Source organism: Neoroseomonas eburnea (assembly GCF_018129005.1).
GTDB classification, from domain to species: domain Bacteria; phylum Pseudomonadota; class Alphaproteobacteria; order Acetobacterales; family Acetobacteraceae; genus Neoroseomonas; species Neoroseomonas eburnea.
The window spans coordinates 116,355-134,687 of record NZ_JAAEDL010000014.1 but is presented as its reverse complement, the minus strand read 5'-3'; the positions used below and the strand labels follow the sequence as shown (position 1 = coordinate 134,687).

15 protein-coding genes are annotated in these 18,333 nt (G+C 71.6%); 10 read left to right on the top strand and 5 right to left on the bottom strand.

Annotated elements, in window-relative coordinates; genetic code table 11:
• Positions 1–141: 141 nt before the first annotated feature.
• From GXW74_RS15390 to GXW74_RS15380, 3 genes are all read right to left on the bottom strand, one after another.
• Positions 142–2,991 (bottom strand): ATP-binding protein, encoded by a 2,850-nt coding sequence (locus tag GXW74_RS15390; protein ID WP_211847397.1) that lies wholly within the window; start codon positions 2,989–2,991, stop codon positions 142–144.
• Between the two features lie 62 nt (positions 2,992–3,053).
• Positions 3,054–3,671, bottom strand: coding sequence for an alpha/beta hydrolase (locus GXW74_RS15385; RefSeq protein WP_211847396.1), 618 nt, complete (start codon positions 3,669–3,671; stop codon positions 3,054–3,056).
• A gap of 62 nt (positions 3,672–3,733) precedes the next feature.
• Entirely contained in the window at positions 3,734–4,666 is a 933-nt protein-coding gene (locus tag GXW74_RS15380; protein ID WP_211847395.1) for a ring-cleaving dioxygenase, read from the bottom strand.
• Positions 4,667–4,830: 164 nt separating this feature from the next.
• Here GXW74_RS15380 and GXW74_RS15375 point away from each other — a divergent pair, with 164 nt between their 5' ends.
• Positions 4,831–5,781: a LysR family transcriptional regulator gene (locus tag GXW74_RS15375; RefSeq protein ID WP_211847394.1), complete on the top strand. Its 951-nt coding sequence runs from the start codon at positions 4,831–4,833 to the stop codon at positions 5,779–5,781.
• Positions 5,782–5,866: 85 nt separating this feature from the next.
• On the opposite strand, the gene GXW74_RS15370 is transcribed toward GXW74_RS15375, so the two are convergent.
• The gene (locus tag GXW74_RS15370) at positions 5,867–6,430 is read right to left on the bottom strand and encodes a YgjV family protein (protein WP_211847393.1); all 564 of its coding nucleotides are present in this window, start codon (positions 6,428–6,430) and stop codon (positions 5,867–5,869) included.
• A gap of 423 nt (positions 6,431–6,853) precedes the next feature.
• Here GXW74_RS15370 and GXW74_RS15365 point away from each other — a divergent pair, with 423 nt between their 5' ends.
• The 8 genes from GXW74_RS15365 to GXW74_RS15330 all read left to right on the top strand — a co-directional run bounded on the left by GXW74_RS15365 (position 6,854) and on the right by GXW74_RS15330 (position 16,025).
• On the top strand, positions 6,854–8,491 hold the full coding sequence (locus GXW74_RS15365) for a TIGR04028 family ABC transporter substrate-binding protein (RefSeq protein ID WP_211847392.1): 1,638 nt from the start codon (positions 6,854–6,856) through the stop codon (positions 8,489–8,491).
• A 188-nt stretch (positions 8,492–8,679) separates the two neighbouring features.
• Complete coding sequence (locus GXW74_RS15360) at positions 8,680–10,317, top strand: TIGR04028 family ABC transporter substrate-binding protein (protein WP_211847391.1); 1,638 nt, start codon at positions 8,680–8,682, stop codon at positions 10,315–10,317.
• Complete coding sequence (locus tag GXW74_RS15355) at positions 10,314–11,255, top strand: ABC transporter permease (protein WP_211847390.1); 942 nt, start codon at positions 10,314–10,316, stop codon at positions 11,253–11,255. The genes GXW74_RS15360 and GXW74_RS15355 overlap by 4 nt, the downstream gene beginning before the upstream one ends.
• Positions 11,252–12,088: an ABC transporter permease gene (locus tag GXW74_RS28645; RefSeq protein WP_211847389.1), complete on the top strand. Its 837-nt coding sequence runs from the start codon at positions 11,252–11,254 to the stop codon at positions 12,086–12,088. The genes GXW74_RS15355 and GXW74_RS28645 overlap by 4 nt, the downstream gene beginning before the upstream one ends.
• A gap of 2 nt (positions 12,089–12,090) precedes the next feature.
• The gene (locus GXW74_RS15345) at positions 12,091–13,755 is read left to right on the top strand and encodes an ABC transporter ATP-binding protein (protein ID WP_338148248.1); all 1,665 of its coding nucleotides are present in this window, start codon (positions 12,091–12,093) and stop codon (positions 13,753–13,755) included.
• Positions 13,752–14,789 (top strand): putative FMN-dependent luciferase-like monooxygenase, encoded by a 1,038-nt coding sequence (locus GXW74_RS15340; protein ID WP_211847387.1) that lies wholly within the window; start codon positions 13,752–13,754, stop codon positions 14,787–14,789. Before GXW74_RS15345 ends, GXW74_RS15340 begins: the two co-directional genes overlap by 4 nt.
• Positions 14,790–14,814: 25 nt before the next feature.
• Positions 14,815–15,414 (top strand): CMD domain protein, encoded by a 600-nt coding sequence (locus tag GXW74_RS15335; protein ID WP_211847386.1) that lies wholly within the window; start codon positions 14,815–14,817, stop codon positions 15,412–15,414.
• Between the two features lie 17 nt (positions 15,415–15,431).
• A complete protein-coding gene (locus GXW74_RS15330) occupies positions 15,432–16,025 on the top strand; it encodes an alkylhydroperoxidase domain protein (RefSeq protein ID WP_211847385.1) in 594 nt (197 codons plus the stop codon).
• Positions 16,026–16,061: 36 nt separating this feature from the next.
• Here GXW74_RS15330 and GXW74_RS15325 read toward each other — a convergent pair whose 3' ends face one another.
• Positions 16,062–17,558 carry a M81 family metallopeptidase gene (locus tag GXW74_RS15325; RefSeq protein ID WP_211847384.1) on the bottom strand — a complete coding sequence of 499 codons (1,497 nt, stop codon included), beginning with the start codon at positions 17,556–17,558 and terminating at the stop codon, positions 16,062–16,064.
• A 281-nt stretch (positions 17,559–17,839) separates the two neighbouring features.
• Between GXW74_RS15325 and GXW74_RS15320 the strand changes: the two genes are divergently transcribed.
• Positions 17,840–18,286: a PaaI family thioesterase gene (locus GXW74_RS15320; protein ID WP_211847383.1), complete on the top strand. Its 447-nt coding sequence runs from the start codon at positions 17,840–17,842 to the stop codon at positions 18,284–18,286.
• Positions 18,287–18,333 lie beyond the last annotated feature (47 nt).

Sequence of the window (18,333 nt, the reverse complement as noted above, 5' to 3'; positions counted from 1 at the left end):
GGGACGCCGCCGGACATCGCGCGGTCCTGGCCAGGACCGCCTTTCCGTCGCCGTGCCGTGCCGGTCGGGCGGGAGGATGAACTGCGCCGCACGCCGGCCGCGAGTGAATGGACGTGAAGCGCCGTGAAGCCCTGCGCCGGATCAATGCGCCGGCTGGCGCAGCGCCTGGAGCAGCGTGGCCGCGCGGCGCAGGTCGCGCGTCGCGAAACCTTCACGGAAACGGGACAGCACGTCGCCGAGCACGTCCTCCGCCTCGGCCACGCGCCCCTGGGCCCGGCACAGCCGCGCGAGGCTGGCCGCGCCGCGCAGCTCCCAGCCCAGCGCGCCCTGGGCGCGGGCGATGCCGAGGGAACGCCGCAACAGCGCCTCCGCCGCCGCGCCGTCCCGCGGCGCATCGCGCAGCAGCCGCTCGCCCTCGGCCCGCAGGATCTCCGCCGTGCACCATTGCGGCGGCTCGGTCGTCGCCCGCGCGACGGACTCCCGCTGCAACAGGAAGGGCGCGACGGTGCCGAGGCTGTCCGCCTGGAACGGCGTCAGGGTGAAATCGGCGACCAGGCGCTGCAGCCGCAGTGCGCGTTCCGCCTCGGGCGCCTGCAACAGGGCGATGACATGCTCGTAGAGCCGCCCGCCGCGCTGCCAGATGCCGGAGGTGATGCCGGAGGCGACATCGAGCACCCGCCCGACCAGCGCCTGCGCCACCTCCAGCTCGCCACGCCACAGCGCCACCGGGCAGGCGCCGAACACGAGGAAATAGCCGAAGGCGAAGGGCTGATCGATCACCGCCGCCTCCGCGATCGCCTCCTCGACCACCGCCATCGCCTGGTCGGCGAGGCCGCTGACCCAGAGGGCGCGCGCATAGTGCGAGCGGGTGGAGGTCTGGTGGTCATAGAAGAAAATGCTCTCGCCCTGCGTCGGCCGGCCCGGTGCCGGGCGTGCCAGCGCCCGCCGCGCATGCATGAGCGAGCGCGCCTGATCCCCCGCGAGATGGTGCGCGAGGGCCGAGACGCGGTCATGCAGCAACCGCGCCTCGGGGTCCGAGGTGGCATCGGCGACGGCACCGATGCGCGCGACGCAGTCGAAGGCCGCGGCGAGGTCGCCCCGCGTCGAATGGTGGCCGAACAGGGCCCAGAGGATGCGCAGCGCCGCCTGCTCCTCCCCGGCCCGGCGGGCGAGCCGCAGCCCTTCCTCCAGCACCTCCGCCACCTCCGGCACCGGCCCCTGGGTGTGGAAGATGGCATGGCCCAGCGCCGCGTGCAGGCGCAGGACAACCGCATCCTCGATGCCCGGGGCGCTGCGCGCGAGACGGATGGCGCGCTCCAGCCAGCCGCGCAGTTCCGGCACCAGCATCAGCTTGAACCAGAAGGGCGCCGAGGCGGCCGCGAGCTGCGTCGCGAGATGCGCATCGCCTTCCGCCGAAAAGGCCCAGTCGAGCGCCGCGCGCAGATCCGCCGCATCGCCGCGGTGGCGCACCAGCCATTCCTCCGTGCTCAGCGTGGTGACGCGGCCATAGGCAAGTGCGCGCCCGTGGAAGTAGTCCGCATGGCGGCGGCGGAAGCGCGCCTCCTCCCCCGCCGCGGCGAGCTTCGCGGCGGCATGAAGGCGGATCGATTCCAGCATGCGGTAGCGCCGCTCCCGCTCCCGGTTCTCGACCGAGAGCAGGGATTTCTCGACCAGGTCGCCGATGATTGCCGCGAGCGCGCCTTCCTCCTCCGCCGCTTCGCCCGCCAGCCGGCAGCCGGCCTCGAGCGTGAAGGCGCCACGCAGGACGGAGAGCCGGCGATAGGCCACCTGCTCCGCGGGCGTCAGCGTGTCGTGGCTCCATTCGATCATGGCGCCAAGGGTGCGGTGGCGCTCCGCGGCGTTGCGCCGCCCGTTGGTGAGCAGGCGGAAACGCTCGTCGAGCCGCGCCAGCACGGCGGCGAGGCCGAGCACGGCGACGCGCGGCGCGGCGAGCTCGATGGCGAGCGGCAGCCCGTCGAGCCGCGCGCAGAGCTCGGCCGCGAGCGGCATGTCGGCCTCGATCAGCACGAAGGCAGCGTCGCAGGCGGTCACCCGCTCGACCAGGAGCTGCACGGCGGAGAAGCGCAGCAGCTCCTCGGCCCGCGTCGTCAGCGGCTGCGGCGGCACGTCGAGCGGCGCCAGCCGGTGGACCCATTCGCCGGCGGCGCGCAGCGGCTCCCGGCTGGTCGCGAGCAGGTGCAGGCCGGGCGCGGTTGCGAGGATCTCCTCCGCGAGGCGGCTCGCCGCGCCGACGAGGTGTTCGCAATTGTCGAGCACGAGCAGCAGGCGGCGCGGCCGCAGATGATCCAGCACGCCGCGCAGCGGATCGCCGTCGGATATCGGCAGGCGCAGCAGGGAGGCGAGTTGCGGCACCACTTCTGCATCTCGGTCGATGCCGCCGAGGTCGAGGAAGTGCACGCCGTCCGGATAGGCATCCGCGATGCGTGCCGCGACCGCCAGCGCCACCGCCGTCTTGCCGATGCCGCCCGCTCCGGTGACGGTGACGAGACGCCGGCGCCGGAGGTCCTCGGCGATGGCGTGCACCGTCTCGTCGCGGCCGATCAGCCGGGTCGGCGGCGGCACGCTGCCGCGCGGCGGCGCGGCGGCCTCGCCAGCCGAGGCATGCTCCGCCACCACCTCGCCGAGGAAGGCGTAGCCGCGGCCGGGGATGTTGGCGATCAGCCGGCCGGCGCCGCCCTGGTCGCCGAGCGCGCGACGCAGCGCCGCGACATGGACGCGGAGGTTGCTTTCCTCGACGAAGCGGCCGGGCCAGACGATGCCGAACAATTCCTGGCTGCCGACCACCTGCCCGGGCCGCGCCGTCAGGGCGAGGAGGATGTCGAAGGCGCGGTCGCCGAGGCGCACCTTCGTGCCGTCCAGCCGGTGCAGCGCGCGCGCCGCCGGCCGCAGGCGGAATCCGCCGAAGCGGAGGGCCTCGTCGGCCCTCGCACCCCGGCGCCTGGCGGGCTCGGTATCGATCGTGCTGTCCATGCGACCTTCTCCGCTCCACCTTCCTGCCAGGGCCGCCGGGTCCTGGGTGGCACCCTGCCGGGCTACGGCGCCGCCAGCCAGCCCCGCACCAAGGTCAGGTCGGCCTGGGAAAGGCCGTGGCCGGTCGGCAGGGTACGGTGATCGACATCCGCCCCGGCCCCCTGCAACAGCGCCGCGAGGCGCTGGCCGTTCTCCGCCGGCACGATCGGGTCCATGGCGCCGGAGAGGAGCAGCACGCGCCGCCCCGCGAGGTCGGGCCGCGGCGGCGCGCGCAGCGGCACCATGGCGCGCAGCAGCGCGGCGCCCGCCAGCGCCTGCGGATGCAGCAGCAGCAGCGCCGCGGCGATGTTGGCGCCGTTCGAGAAGCCGAGCGCCACCGGCGCCGGCAGGCCGTAGGCCTCGCGCGCCTCGGCGATGAAGCCCGCGAGGTCGTCGGCGCGGCGGCGCAGATCCGCCTCGTCGAAGACGCCTTCCGCCAGGCGGCGGAAGAAGCGCGGCATGCCGGCTTCGAGCACCTGGCCGCGGGGGGAGAGCAGCGCCGCCCCCGGCGCGGCGGCCTGGCCGAGCGGGATCAGGTCGTTCTCGTCGCCCCCGGTGCCGTGCAGCAGCAGCAGCGGCGGCCGGCCCGGCGCGGTCGGCGGAAGGAAGCGATGGGTGAAGGAAAGTGTCGTCGCGGACATCGGGAGTCTCCGGCCGGCCCGCCCTGCCCGTTGCGGCAGGGCGGGCGCGGTCCCAGGGGGGGTCAGGCGAGCTCGGGCAGGACGCGCTCGATCTCGGCGCGGTGCTTCTCCAGCCCACGCGGCAGCTTCAGCACCGTGCCGAGGCTCTCGGCCGGCTCGTCCACGGCGAAGCCGGGGATGTCGGTCGCGATCTCGAACAGCACATGGCCCGGCTCGCGGAAGTAGACGGACCGGAAGTAGTTGCGGTCCATCTGCTCGGTGGTGCGGATGCCGTGGTTCTCGGCCAGGCGCTGCACCATCGCCGCTTCCTCCGCGTCGTCCGCGGCGCGGAAGGCGAGGTGGTGCACCGAACCGCGCCCCAGCCGGGCCGGCAGGAAGCCGCCGACGCTGCGCAGGTCCACCACGCCGCCGATCGCCGTGCCGGGCGCCTGGTAGCGCACCACGTTCCCTTCCTTCGCCGTCTCGGCGAAGCCGAGCACGTCGGACAGGATCGCGCCGGTCCGCGCACCGTCCTCCAGCATCAGGGTGACGCCGTGGATGCCGCGGATGGCGTGCTCCGCCGGGATATCGGCGGTGGCCCAGCCGGGTTCGGACTCGATGCCGGGGAGGGCGACGAGCGCGACGCGCATCGCGTCCGGGTCGCGGAAGGCGATCACCGTCTCGCCGAAGCGTTCGGTGCGCGTCTCCTGCTCGACGCCGCTCGCCAGCAGCCGGTGCGTCCAGAAGCCGATCGCGGCCTGCGGGATGCGGAACACCGTCTCATGCAGTTCGCCCACGCCCTGCCGGCCCGGCGCCGACTGCGCCCAGGGGAAGAAGGTCAGGATGGTGCCGGGCTGGCCGGCCTCGTCGCCGTAGTAGAGGTGCCAGGTGCCGGGATCGTCGAAGTTCACCGTCCGCTTCACCAGCCGCAGGCCGAGGATGCGGGTGTAGAAATCCACGTTCCGGCGGGCCTCGCCGGAGATGGCGGTGACGTGGTGGATGCCATGACGGGTCATGGGGATGTCTCCTGTGCGGGCGGTCCTGCCGCCCTCGTCCGGCACCAGAGATAATCCGATCCGGCCGTGGATCACCGTCAATCGGATTGCGCCGTTGCAATACGGCGGCTGCCTTTTTGCCGTGATGATTGCTATCGTGCCCGCGCAATCTGTCGGGTCCGCCGATGGCCGAAGCGCCGAAAGCCCTGTGCTGGGACGATTTCCGTCTGGTGATGGCCGTGGCGGAGACGGGCGGCCTGCCCGCGGCGGCATTGCGCCTCGGCCTCAACCACTCGACCGTGTTCCGGCGCCTCCGGCAGGTCGAGGCCATGCTCGGCGTCGCGCTGTTCGAGCGCCACCGCAGCGGCTTCACGCCGACCCCGGCCGGCGAGGACATGGTCGCCACCGCAGGGCGGATGGACCGCGACGTCGGCGACGTGCTGCGCCGCCTCGCCGGCCAGGCGCCGAGCCCCGCGGGAGAGCTGCGCGTGAGCACCAGCGACACGCTGTTGTCGGGGCTGCTGCTGCCGGTGCTCGCGCGGTTCCGCGCGGCCTATCCGCGCGTCACGCTCGAACTCGTCATCGGCAATGCGGCGCTGAACCTGTCGCGGCGGGATGCGGATGTGGTGCTCCGCGCGGCGGAGACGGTGCCGGACACGCTGGTCGGGCGGCGGCTCGCGCGCATCGCCTGGGGGCTCTATGGCCGCGCCGAGGATGTCATGGCCCCGGGGCAGGATCCGGTGGCGCAGGCCAACTGGGTCGGGCTGGACGACAGCATGTCGACGCTGAAGCCGGCGCAGTTCCTGCGGCAATCCGTAGCGCCGGAGCGCATCGCCTGCCGGGTCAACAGCGTCCGCGCCGTGGCCGAGGCCGTGGAGGCGGGGCTCGGCATCGGCCACCTGCCCTGCTTCGAGGGGGATATGCGCCCGGCGCTCCGACGGCTCGCGCCGCCCGATCCGTCCTTCGCCTCGACGCTGTGGATCCTGACGCACCCCGATCTGCGGCATGCGCCGCGCGTGCGGGCGTTGATGGACTTCGCCGGATCGGCCCTCGCGCAGCTTCGGGGGCTGATCGAGGGCGATTCACCGCACCTGCTGGCGGCGCGCGAGCAGGTCGGCGACACGCAGCACCGCTGAGGCGGGCATGGCGCGCGTGGCGCGCGGGGCGGCCGCGCGCGAAGCCAGGACCCCGATACCGAACCAGCCGAAAGGCTGGCCGGTGTCAGGCCGTCGCGTCGCGCAGCCTGGCCGCGCGTGCCCCGGCCCGGTGCCGCCACAATGCAAGCAGCAGCGAGGTCAGCGACAGCGTGTCCGAGGCAAGGCCGAAGACCGAGCCCACCATCACGTTGTGCGTCGACCAGAAGACCACAGAAACCAGGAACCACTTGCGCAGCCTCTGGGTGTCGAACTGCAGCCGGCCGATCGCCGAAAGGGCCTGCCCTGCCTGGGAGAGGAGTGAAGGCAGGCCGGCCCAGGTGAAGGCCGTGACCAGGGCCGAGAGGAGAAGGCTGGCGGTGACGACACCGACACGCTTGCGCCGGTCCATCAGGATCACGAGCGCAACGCCCTGCAGCGCGCCCATCACGCACATGGCGGCCGCCGTCGCCGCCCCGAGCAGCAGGTAGTGCAGGCCGAACAGAAGCGAGCCGAGCACCTGGACGCCGAGGATCGCCCTTCGGTCGCGCAGCAGCGGCCAGGTGATGGAAGAGCCGAGCGCGACGAAGCCCGCCAGGTTGGCGGGCTCCAGGAATGCCGCGGCCGGCGGCAGGATGAAGGGAAAGGACACGAAAGGCTCCAGGGTGGGCAGGGCAGCGTCGCCAAGCGCCGCGATCAGTGGGCTTCTGGCAGCAAAGCGCGGCGGATCTGTGTCAGCCCCGACGGCCGGGACTAGGGCCTTGGCGATCGGGCATGACCCGCGGCGCTGGCGCGGGAGCCGCGTGGCAGGTGGGGCGGATCCGGGATGCACAGAGGCCGCCCGCCCGCGCATCCGTATCGGGAGATCCTGCCCCTCGCCGGAGAGGCGCATGCCTCCAATCGCTCAATGCTTCAGCATCGATGGCACAAGCATTTTCCAATTTGCCGAAGTTTTGGGAAATCCCCTGTGCGTCGCCAGCATGTGCCACTGGAAAAGTCATCTCGCAGTTGCGAGATGTTTTTTGCCGCTCATAGTCTGCGGCTCCGAAAACGCCCCTCCGGGCCAGGAGCCGCCATGCCGACAACGCGTCGCCGCCTGCTCGCCGCCCCCGCCCTGCTGCCGGCCCTCGCCGCGATCGGCACGCGGGGCGCCGCCGCCCAGGGTGCCCCCGTCCGCGGCGGCACGCTGATCTACCTGGAGCAGCAGACCTACACGAACCTCTACCCGCCCGCCGGCGGCCACTACCCGGCCGGCGGCGTGCTGAACCAGATCACCGACAAGCTGACCTATCAGAACCCGCAGACGCTCGAGATCGAGCCCTGGATCGCGGAGAGCTGGACGGTCAACGCCGACGCCACCGAATACGTCTTCAGGCTGCGCCCCGGCGTCACCTTCTCCGACGGCACGCCGCTGGACGCTGCGGCGGTGGCGAAGAATTTCGACACCTATGGCCGCGGCAATCGGGACCTGCGCCACGCGGTGTCGGAGGTCATCACCAACTACCAGCGCAGCGAGGTGGTCGATCCGCTGACCGTGCGCTTCGCTTTCCGCGCGCCCTCGCCGGGTTTCCTGCAGGGAACCTCGGTGATCGGCTCCGGCCTCGTCTCGCCGGCCACCCTGGCGCTGCCCTTCGACCAGATGGGCGATGCGACGAAGATCATCGGCTCCGGCCCCTTCGTGGTGGCGCGGCAGGTGCTGGGCCGGGAACTCGTGCTGAACGCGCGGCGCGACTACGCCTGGGGCCCGGCGAAGCACCCGCACCAGGGCCGCGCGCTGCTCGATACCGTGCGCATCATCGTCAGCGGCGAGGACAGCGTGCGCGTCGGTGCGCTGCTCTCGGGCCAGGCGCATGCCGCGCGGCAGATCCCGGCCTTCGACGAGAACCGCATCCAGGGGCGCGGCTTCCAGGTCTTCGCGCCCCCGACCCGCGGCGTGAACAACTCCATCACCTTCCGGCCCGACAATCCGCTGGTCGCGGAACTCGCGGTCCGCCGCGCGCTGCTGCACGGCACCAATGCACAGGAAGTGGTCGATACGCTGTTCTCGCCGAACTACCCGAAGGCGCGCTCGGTCATCGCGTCCAGCGCGCAGGGGTTCGTCGATCTGTCGGACAGGCTGACCTACGACCCGGCGCTCGCCGTGCGGCTGCTCGAGGAAGCGGGCTGGACCATGGGTCCGAACGGCGTGCGCCAGAAGGATGGGCAGGAACTGGCCTTGACCGCTTACGAGAGCCCCAACTACGCGCGCAGCAAGGACACCCTGCAGCTCATCGCCCAGCAATGGGCGCGGCTCGGCGTGCGATTCAGCGTCATGGCGGGGGATCTCGGATCCCGCACCGTGGACAGCCTCGATCCCGCGAAGACGCCGGTCGCCCCCGCCATGGTCGGCCGCGCCGACCCCGACGTGATCCGCAGCAACTACCACCCGCGCACGCGCAACATGCTGCTGCAGACCGGCGGCGTCAGCCGGCGCGTGCAGAGCTTCAACGACCCCGCGCTGAATGCGCTGCTCGAAGCCATCGCCGCCGAGCCGGAGCAGGCGAAGCGGCTGGCGCTGGTGGCGGAGGCGCAGAGCCTCATCATCGACAAGGCCTATGCGGTTCCGCTGTTCGAGGAACCCCAGGTCTTCGCCGCGGCGCCGCGGGTGCGCGGCTTCGGCTTCGAGGCGGTCGGCCGGCCGAGCTTCTACGGCACCTGGCTTGCCGCGCGATGACGGACCATTCCATGCCGTTTTCTCAAAGCCCGCGAAATGGGCAAAATTCTTCCAGAATGCCGAAGTTTTGGAGCAATCCAATCTTCAGCAGCGATTTTGCCTAGGAAATTATCATCCTTTTGTTGCGGGCCGTTTTTCGTCCTGCCTAGTCTTCCCGACCGGTCCTGGTCCCTGCCGAGAGAGCCGCCATGCGCCCCACCCGACGCCACCTCCTCGCCGCCCCCGCCCTGCTGCCGGCCCTCGCCGCGATCGGCACACGGGCCGCCGCCGCCCAAGGCGCCCCGGTCCAAGGGGGCACGCTGATCTACCTGGAGCAGCAGACCTATACGAACCTCTATCCGCCCGCCGGCGGCTTCTATCCGAATGGCGGCGTGCTCAATCAGATCACCGACAAGCTGACCTACCAGAACCCGCAGACGCTCGAGATCGAGCCCTGGATCGCGGAGAGCTGGACGGTCAACGCCGACGCCACCGAATACGTCTTCAGGCTGCGCCCCGGCGTCACCTTCTCCGACGGCACGCCGCTGGACGCTGCGGCAGTGGCGAAGAACTACGACACCTTCGGCCTTGGCAATCGCGAGCTGCGGCAGCCGGTCTCGGAGGTCATCACCAACTACCAGCGCAGCGAGGTGATCGATCCGCTGACCGTGCGCTTCGCTTTCCGCGCGCCCTCGCCGGGCTTCCTGCAGGGAACCTCGGTGATCGGCTCCGGCCTCGTCTCGCCGGCCACCCTGGCGCTACCCTTCGACCAGCTCGGCGATGCGACGAAGATCATCGGCTCCGGCCCCTTCGTGGTGGCGCGGCAGGTGCTGGGCCGGGAACTGGTGCTGAACGCGCGGCGCGACTACGCCTGGGGCCCGGCGAAGCACCCGCACCAGGGCCGCGCGCTGCTCGATACCGTGCGCATCATCGTCAGCGGCGAGGACAGCGTGCGCATCGGCGGGCTGCTCTCCGGCCAGGCGCATGTCATCCGCCAGGTGCAGGCCTATGACGAGGGCCGCGTGACCTCGCGCGGCTTCCAGCTCTTTGCGCCCTCCACGCGCGGCGTGAACAATTCCATCGCCTTCCGCCCGGACAACCCGCTGGTGGCCGACATCCGTGTCCGTCGCGCCCTGCTGCACGCCACCAATGCGCAGGAGGTGGTGGATACCCTCTTCTCCCCCAACTACCCGAAGGCGACCTCGGTCATCGCCTCGACGGCGCAGGGCTATGTCAACCTCGCCGACCGGCTGACCTACGACCCGGCACTCGCCGTGCGGCTGCTCGAGGAAGCGGGCTGGACCCTGGGTCCGAACGGCGTGCGCCAGAAGGACGGGCGGGAGCTGATCCTGACCGCCTATGAATCCCCGCCGCAGCCGCGCAACAAGGACACGCTGCAGCTCGTCGCCCAGCAATGGAGCCGGGTCGGGGTGCGGCTCAACGTGATGGCGGGGGATCTCGGCTCCCGCACGGTGGACAGCCTCGATCCGGCGAAGACGCCGGTCGCCCCCGCCATGGTCGGCCGCGCCGACCCGGACGTGATCCGCAGCAACTACTATCCGACCACCCGCAACGCGCTGCTGCAGACGGGCGGCGTCAGCCAGCGCGTGCAGAGCTTCCGCGACGACGAGCTCAACCGCCTGCTGGAGGCCATCGCCTCCGAGACCGACCCTGCGAAGCGCCTAGCGCTGACCGGCGACGTGCAGCGCTACATCCTCGACAAGGCCTACGTCATCCCGCTCTTCGAGGAACCGCAGGTCTTCGCTGCGGCACCGCGGGTGCGCGGCTTCGGTTTCGAGGCGGTCGGCCGGCCGAGCTTCTACGGCACCTGGCTCGCCGCGCGATGAGCCGGCATCTCGCCCAGCGTCTCGGGCAGGCGCTGCTGGTGCTGCTGGCGGCCTTCACCGTCGCCTTCGTGCTGCTGCAAGCGCTTCCTGGAGACGCGGTGCTGATCAAGTTCCTCGGCTCCGAGATGGGGCTGACGGCGGAACAGATCGCCGAGCTGCGCATCGCCTATGGCGCCGACGCGCCGGTGTGGCAGCAATACCTGCACACGCTCGGCAATTTCCTCTCGGGCGATTTCGGCACCTCGATCCGCGCCGGCGTGCCGGTGGCATCGCTGCTGGCGGAGAACCTGCCGGCCACCCTGCTGCTCGCCGCGCTGGCCTTCGGCACGGCGTCGCTTCTCGCGGTCGCGCTGGCGGTGCTCAGCCAGCTCGGCTTCGCATGGGCGCGCGCCTTCGCGCGGTCGATGCCGTCCTTCTTCGTGGCGGTGCCGGTCTTCTGGCTCGGCATCATGCTGATCCAGGTCTTCTCCTTCCAGCTCGGCCTGGTTTCCGTCATCGCGCCGGAACCCTGGGAGGAGCTGATCCTGCCGGTGCTGACCCTGGCGGTGCCGATCTCCGCCCCGCTCGCGCAGGTGCTGATCCGCAACATGGACCAGGTGTTCGGCGAGCCTTTCGTCGCCGTCGCCCGCGCCAAGGGCGCGACGCATGCCTGGGTGCTGTGGCGCCACGTCGCGCGCAACGCGCTGCCGCCGACGCTGACCATGGCCGGCGTGCTGTTCGGAGAACTCCTCGGCGGCGCCGTGGTGACCGAGACGGTGTTCGGCCTCGCCGGTCTGGGCGGCATGACGCAGCAGGCGGTGGCGAACCAGGATGTCGCGGTGCTGCAGGCGATCGTGGTGCTTTCCGCCGCCGCCTTCGTGACCATCAGCCTGGCGGTGGACCTGCTGCTGCCGCTGTTCGACCCGCGGCTAGCCAACCGCCCGGCAGGTGCGGCGTGAGCGGCGCGACCCTCGGCCTCGCGCCGCTGCGCGCCCTGCGCCTGCCGCCCCTTGGGTTGATGCTGGCCTGGGCGGTGGTCGCGGTATTGCTGGCCTGGGCCTTCGTGCCCGGCTTCTTTGCCTGGCAGGATCCGCTGGCCGGTATCGCCGGCCGCCAGCTCGAACCGCCGAGCTTCGAGCATCCGCTCGGCACCGATGGGCTGGGGCGGGACATGCTGGCACGCGTGATCCACGGGGCGCGGGAATCCCTGCTCGGTGCCTTCCTCGCGGTCAGCGTCGGGCTGGTGTTCGGCACGGCGCTCGGTCTGCTCGCCGGTGCGCGCGGCGGCGTCACCGATGCGGCGGTGATGCGGCTGGTGGATACGCTGCTGGCGATCCCGTCTCTGCTGCTGTCGCTGTCGGTCATCATCCTGCTCGGCTTCGGATCCATCAACGCGGCGATCGCGGTGGGCTTCGTCTCGGTCGCACACTTCGCCCGCCTGTCGCGCACCGAGGTGCTGCGCGTGCGCCGCGCCGAATACGTGGAGGCAGCCTTCGGCAGCGGCGGGCGCTTCCTCGCGGTGCTGTGGCGGCATGTACTGCCGAATGCGATGACCTCGGTGCTCGCGCTGGCGGCGCTGCAGTTCGGCTCGGCGATCCTCGCGCTCGCGACGCTCGGCTTCCTCGGCTACGGCGCGCCGCCGCCCACCCCGGAATGGGGGCTGCTGATCGCCGAGGGGCGCGACTTCCTCGCCACCGCCTGGTGGCTCACCGCCGCGCCGGGGCTGGTCGTCGTGCTCGCCGTGCTCTCGACCGAACGCATCAGCCGCAGCCTGGGGGCCCGCCGGACATGAACGTGGATCTCGCCTCGCGCCTCGCGCCGGCGACGACCGTCGCCGCCAGCGCTCCCCTTCTGGCGGTCGAGGACCTCGCCATCCGCTATGTCAGCGGCGGCACGGCGCGGCGCGTGGTGGATGGTGTCTCCTTCTCCGTGGCGCCCGGCGAAGTGCTGGCGCTGTTGGGGGAATCCGGCTCCGGCAAGACCACCACGGCGCAGGCGGTGCTCGGCCTGCTGCCGCCGAACGGCGCGATCGAACGTGGTGCGATCCGCCTCGACGGCACCGACATCGCGGGCTGGCCGGAGAGGAAGCTCGCCGCGCTGCGCGGCGCGCGCATCAGCCTGATCCCGCAGGATCCCACGACCTCGCTCAACCCGGTGCGCACCATCGGCGCGCAGATCGCCGAGATCCTCGAGATCCATGGCGAGCGCGACCGCACCCGCATCCGCGCGCGGGTGCTGGAGCTGCTGACCCGCGTCGGCCTCGAACCGGCGGAGATGCGCGCGCGGCAATACCCGCACCAGCTCTCGGGCGGCATGCGCCAGCGCGTGCTGATCGCGATCGCCGTCGCGCTGCGGCCCGGCCTGATCGTGGCGGATGAGCCGACCAGCGCGCTCGACGTCACGGTGCAGCGGCGTATCCTCGACCTGTTGGACGAGCTGCGGCGGGAGGACGGCACGGCGGTGCTGCTGGTGACGCACGACCTCGGCGTCGCGGCCGACCGTGCGGATCGCGTCGTCGTCCTGCGCCAGGGCCAGGTGCAGGAAGCCGGCCCGGTGCGCCAGGTGCTCGCCGCGCCGCGCAGCGAGTATGCGCGGCAGCTCCTCGCCGATGCGCCCTCGCTGGCGACGCCGCGCGCGCGGCCGCCGGTGCCGGCGACGGCCGGCATCATGCTGAAGGTGGACGGGCTGCTGCAGGCCTATCCGGTTGCCGGCGAACGCGGCCGCATGTTCCACGCCGCCGACGATGTCAGCTTCGAGGTGCGCGCCGGCACGACCCATGCGCTGGTCGGCGAATCCGGCTCCGGCAAGACCACCACGGCACGCTGCATCGCCGGCTTCCTGCGCCCGACCGCCGGGCGCGTCGAGGTCGGCGGCACCGATGTGGCGCAGCTTTCGGGGGAGGCGCTGCGCCAGTTCCGCCGCAAGGTGCAGCTGGTGTTCCAGAACCCCTTCGCCTCGCTCGACCCGCGCCAGACCGTCGGCGCCATCGTCGAGGAACCGCTGTGGAATTTCGCGCCGGTCGCGAAGGCGGAACGCGAACGCCTGGTGCGCGGCATGATCGAGCGCGTCGGCCTGCCCGATGCCGTGCTGACACGCCCCCCCGCCGCGCTTTCCGGCGGGCAGCGCCAGCGTGTCGCGATCGCGCGCGCGCTGGTGCTGCGCCCGCGCGTCGTGGTGCTGGATGAGGCGGTCTCGGCCCTCGATGTCACGGTGCAGGCGCGCATCCTGGAACTGCTCGCGGAGCTGCAGCGGGAACTGGGCCTGACCTATGTGTTCGTCTCGCATGACCTCGCGGTGGTGCGGCTGATCGCCGACACCGTCTCGGTCATGCGCAGCGGACGGGTGGTGGAATCCGGGCCGGTCGAGCAGGTGTTCCACTCCCCGGCCGACGAGTATACGCGGGACCTGATCGCGGCCATCCCGGGCGGCGCAGGCGAGACAAGGAAGACGGCGCAATGACGGTGCAACCTGGGATCCGGCTCGGCTTCTTCTCGAGGATTCTCGACGAAGGCAGCGCGGCCGAGCGCTATCGCCTCGCGCTCGCGCAGATCCGCCATGCCGAGGCCTGCGGCTTCGACAGCGCCTGGGTCGCCCAGCACCATTTCCACGAGAATGAGGGCGGGCTTCCCTCCCCCTTCGTCCTGCTCGCCCAGGTCGCGGCGATGACGACGCGCATCCGCCTCGGCACCGGCATCGTCACCCTGCCGATGGAAATGCCGATCCGCGTCGCCGAGGACGCGACGGTGCTCGACCTGATCTCGGGCGGGCGGGTCGAGCTCGGCGTCGGCTCCGGCGGCAATCCCGAGGCCTTCGCCGCCTTCGGACTGAAGGATGCCGACCGGCGGACGATCTTCGCGGACAAGCTGGCCGAACTGGTCGCTGCGCTGGGCGGGGAACCGCTGAAGGGCGGCGATCGGCTCTATCCGGCGCATCCCTCGCTGCTCGACCGCCTGTGGTATGCGACCTTCTCGGTGGACGGCGCGCGCGCGGCTGGGAAGCTCGGCGCGGGGCTGCTGCTCTCGCGTACCCAGCCGCGGCCGAAGGATGCGCCCGATGCCGCGCTCGCCGACATCCAGGACCCAATGGTGGACGCCTATCTTGCGGCCTTGCCGCCGGGTGTCGCGCCGCGCATCCTCGCCTCGCGCTCGGTCTTCGTCGCCGACCGGCGGGATGAGGCGATGCGCTTCGCCGAGATCGGGCTGCACCGCCACCATGCGCGCATGGTGAGCCTCGGCCGCATGACCGGCGAGCCGCCGCCGGTGGAGGAAATCATCCGCCGCATGGATGTGCATATCGGGACCGTCGAGGAGGTGATCGAATCCCTGTGCGCCGACCGCGTCATGGACCGGGCGACCGAGCTCGCGGTGCAGGTGCATTCGGTGGACCCGCCGCATCCCTATGTGCTGCGCTCGATCGAGCTGGTGGCCGAGGGGGTGGCACCCGCCTTCGGCTGGCGGCGCGAACCTGCCGAAGCGGCGCGCCGCGTCGCCTGACGACACGAACAGAGACGATGAAGAGATGACCGCACCCGACACCGACCTGATCGACACCCTCGTCGGCATCGCGCCCGGCTCCCCGCTGGGTGCCGCGCGCGCGCGCCGGCCGGCGGCGCGGACGCATGCCGAGGCGAGCTACCGCGCGCTGCTGCTGCCCGCCGAGCCCGGCGATGTCAGCATCGCCGAGCGCTTCGCCGTCGCCGCCTATGTCGTCGGCCTGCACCGTGCGGAGGGAACCTGCGCCCACTACACCGCCGGGCTGCTGGAACATGGCGGGCCCGCGCTGGGCAAAGCCGTTGCGCTGGCCGTTGCCGAGACGCTGGCGGAAGGCCCGAAGGGAAGCTTCCCGCCCGGCCCGCTGAGTGTCGAGGACACCCCCGCGCCCGTCTTCGCCCTGTCCGCGCCGGTGGCGGCCGCGCTCGGCAAGCGGCTGGAGGCGGCCTTCGCGCACGCGCATTTCCTCGTCTTCCATCCGCGCGACGCGGCGGCGGAACGCTTCCGTCCCCTCATCGAGGCCGGCTGGACGACGGATGCCATCGTCACGCTGTCGCAGCTCGTCTCCTTCCTCGCCTTCCAGATCCGCGTCGTCGCCGGCCTGCGCGTGCTGGCCGCGACGCCCTGAACCACGGGACCCACGCCATGCCCGACACCGTCCAGGCCCATACGGCGCCGAACGTCTTCACGCGCGACCAGGTCGATTGGCTGCCCTGGCTCGAACCGATCGCCGAGGCCGACCTCACCGAGCGGCACATCGCCGCCCTGGTCGATGCGGCGCGCGCCAAGTCGCCCTACTTCCGCCTGCTGGCGCGCGACCCGGATGCGCTCGAACATCGCACGCGCACCGACAAGGACATCTTCTACAACACCGATGCCGGTGCGCCGCGGGCGGACCGGGAACTCGCCGCTGCCGCGGTGTCCCGCCTCAACGGCTGCATCTACTGCGCCTCCGTCCATGCGCGTTTCTCCGCGACCTATTCGAAGCGCGAAGCCGATGTGGACAAGCTGCTGGCGGAAGGCGTCGGCGCCGATCTCGGCGAGCGGTGGAACGCCGTCGTCGCCGCCGCCGTCGCGCTGACCGCCATCCCGATGACCTTCGGGCCGGAGCATGTGCAGCGCCTGCGCGCGGCGGGGATGGACGACCTCGCGATCTCCGACATCATCCAGGGTTCCGCCTTCTTCAACTGGGCGAACCGGCTGATGCTCTCGCTGGGCGACGCGGCGATCAAGGGCTGACCGCGCAGGGGGCGGCGGCGCGCGCCGCCGCCCGCGTCACGCGAAGGGATCGGCCGGCCCGCCATAGGGGTAGAAGTCCCGCGGGTCGAGATGCTCGTAGGGCAGCGCATCCAGCCGCACGGTGCCGAGGAAGGGCTCGTCCGGCTCGACCAGCAGGATCGTCTTCGCGAAGCCGCTGTCGTCGAATCCGCGGCGGAAATGCACGCGCGACTTGATGGCGATGACGTCGAAATCCTCCGCGCGCAGGCCGAGGCCCCAGAGCTCGTCGGGCTCCAGGATCTGCACCAGGAAGGGGCTGAGAACGACGACGTTGCCCTCGCCGAAGCGGATGCAGATCCAATCCTGCCCGCGGCCCTTCGCGCGTGCCGTGGTGGCATCGGCCACCAGCAGCAGCTCGCCCGCGATGCGCACCGGATCGCCGGCGGAGGCATCGACACGACCGCCGATCTCCACCTCCACCCTGTCACCTGGCTTCGCACCCTGCGCGACCAGCGGCGCGATCGCCTCCGGCGCCGCGATGGTGGCAACCAGCGTGCGGGACAGGCCTTGGGCGAGGATCTCCCGCAGCAGCCAGGTGGCGTAGCCCGAACGGTCGCTGTGGTCGGCCAGCACCACCGGCACGCGGCCTTCCGCCACGGCCTGTTTCGCTTGCGCGACGCCGTCCGCGATGCGCAGCACCTTGGTCGCGCCGAGCAGCTCCGCCCGCCGCCGCCAGGTCCATTCCGCCATGTCGCGCGCGATGCGCTGCGCCAGGTCGGGCTTGCCGTTGGTCAGCACCTGGAAGGTCATGCCGGCATCGGGGACGTCGCTCCAGGGAAAGCCGAAGAAGACATTGACGAAGACATCGGGTTCGCGCGCTTCCCAGACCAGCGCGCGCTGCACCAGGTCCGACCAGGGCGAGGCGCCCGTCCACATCACCACGGTCGGCGCGAGGATCGGCAGCTTGAGCGTGACGTGCGTGGGAACGAAAGTGCCGCGGATGGCGCGCACCAGCATGCGCGCCGCGCGTTCTCCCTGCAGGTGCATGTCGTAGTGGGGAAAATACTTCACCGTGAACGCCATGTCGGCGTGGCGGAGGAATTCGGCGTCCTCGTTGCCGTGCGGGTCGAAGGTTGCGACGATGCGCGCCTTCGGCCCCAGCGCCTGCCGCACGCGGCGCGCGATCTCGGCTTCCGGCCGCGGCACGCCGCGCACGCCCATCGCGCCATGCAGCGCGAGATAGGCGCCGTCGAAGGGGCCCCGCGCCGTCAGCTCCTCGATCTGGCGGCCGAGAAAGGTCTCGAAGGCTTCGTTGGTGATCCAGCCCGATCCGGTGCCGGTCTTCGGCCAGAGCGGCGATTCGATGCCGACGAGTTCGACGCCGTCGTATTCGCGCGCGACCTGCACGAACCCGCCCATGTAGCCCTTCGGATCGGTGGAGAGCAGCGCCTCGTCGGCAGCCGGGGAACCGGAGTAGCGGAAGTCGTCTTCCGTCGTGTCGAAGGGCAGGAAGGTGACGGTCTCGTGGGTGAATTGCAGGACGGCGATCCGCATCGGCTCTCCTCGTGTCGCTGGAGCGGTTGCCGTTCGCCTCGGCTCACGGGAACCTCTCCAGCCTCTTGCTTGCGCGAGCATCTCACCCGATCAGGTGATTCCGCCTGATCGGGATCTGCTCTGTCGGCCGCTGTCGGGCCGGCGCGGCATCCTGCGCGCACCGTCGCGACCTGCCCAGGGGTGCGCCTTGCCCGTGCCGCGACGCGCGGCCATGGTGCGCGCCGCATGATGATGGCGCCTTGCGGCTTCGTGCCCGCGCCGGTCACGACGGAGTCGATCTCATGGCGCATCCCCCGCATCCCGATGCGGTGCCCGAAGGCTTCGTACCCGCCACGCATGGCGGACCTTATGCGAAGGAACTCGGGCCCTTCTGGTCGAAGCCTGAGGAGCAGCACGTCTCGCTCGGGCTGCGGCTGCAGCGGCGGCACTGCAATTCGGCCGGCGCGGCGCATGGCGGCTTCATCGCGACGCTGGCCGATCTCGGGCTGATCCATGCCGTGGCGGTGATGCGCGAACGCGACGGTCGGCCACGCCACTTCCTGACGACGGTGAACCTGACGGTGGACTACCTGGCGCCGGCGCCGGAGGGCTGCTGGCTGGAAGTGCGGGCGGAGGTGTCGCGCCTCGGTCGCAACCTCAGCTTCACCGAGGGCGTGATGCTCGCGGATGGGAAGCGCGTCGCGCGGGTCAGCGCGGTGATGGCGGTGCTCGGACCGCGCGAGCGGTAGGGGTTGATCGAGGGGGCGTCGCCCCCTCGAACTCCCCCGGCAGGGGA

Coding starts and splice junctions, on each gene's coding strand:
- GXW74_RS15355 (WP_211847390.1), top strand. CDS start 10,314: ATGAGCCGGCATCTCGCCCAGCGTCTCGGGCAGGCGCTGCTGGTGCTG.
- GXW74_RS15320 (WP_211847383.1), top strand. CDS start 17,840: ATGGCGCATCCCCCGCATCCCGATGCGGTGCCCGAAGGCTTCGTACCC.
- GXW74_RS15375 (WP_211847394.1), top strand. CDS start 4,831: ATGGCCGAAGCGCCGAAAGCCCTGTGCTGGGACGATTTCCGTCTGGTG.
- GXW74_RS15385 (WP_211847396.1), bottom strand. CDS start 3,671: ATGTCCGCGACGACACTTTCCTTCACCCATCGCTTCCTTCCGCCGACC.
- GXW74_RS15340 (WP_211847387.1), top strand. CDS start 13,752: ATGACGGTGCAACCTGGGATCCGGCTCGGCTTCTTCTCGAGGATTCTC.
- GXW74_RS15365 (WP_211847392.1), top strand. CDS start 6,854: ATGCCGACAACGCGTCGCCGCCTGCTCGCCGCCCCCGCCCTGCTGCCG.
- GXW74_RS15330 (WP_211847385.1), top strand. CDS start 15,432: ATGCCCGACACCGTCCAGGCCCATACGGCGCCGAACGTCTTCACGCGC.
- GXW74_RS15335 (WP_211847386.1), top strand. CDS start 14,815: ATGACCGCACCCGACACCGACCTGATCGACACCCTCGTCGGCATCGCG.
- GXW74_RS15390 (WP_211847397.1), bottom strand. CDS start 2,991: ATGGACAGCACGATCGATACCGAGCCCGCCAGGCGCCGGGGTGCGAGG.
- GXW74_RS15360 (WP_211847391.1), top strand. CDS start 8,680: ATGCGCCCCACCCGACGCCACCTCCTCGCCGCCCCCGCCCTGCTGCCG.
- GXW74_RS15380 (WP_211847395.1), bottom strand. CDS start 4,666: ATGACCCGTCATGGCATCCACCACGTCACCGCCATCTCCGGCGAGGCC.
- GXW74_RS15325 (WP_211847384.1), bottom strand. CDS start 17,558: ATGCGGATCGCCGTCCTGCAATTCACCCACGAGACCGTCACCTTCCTG.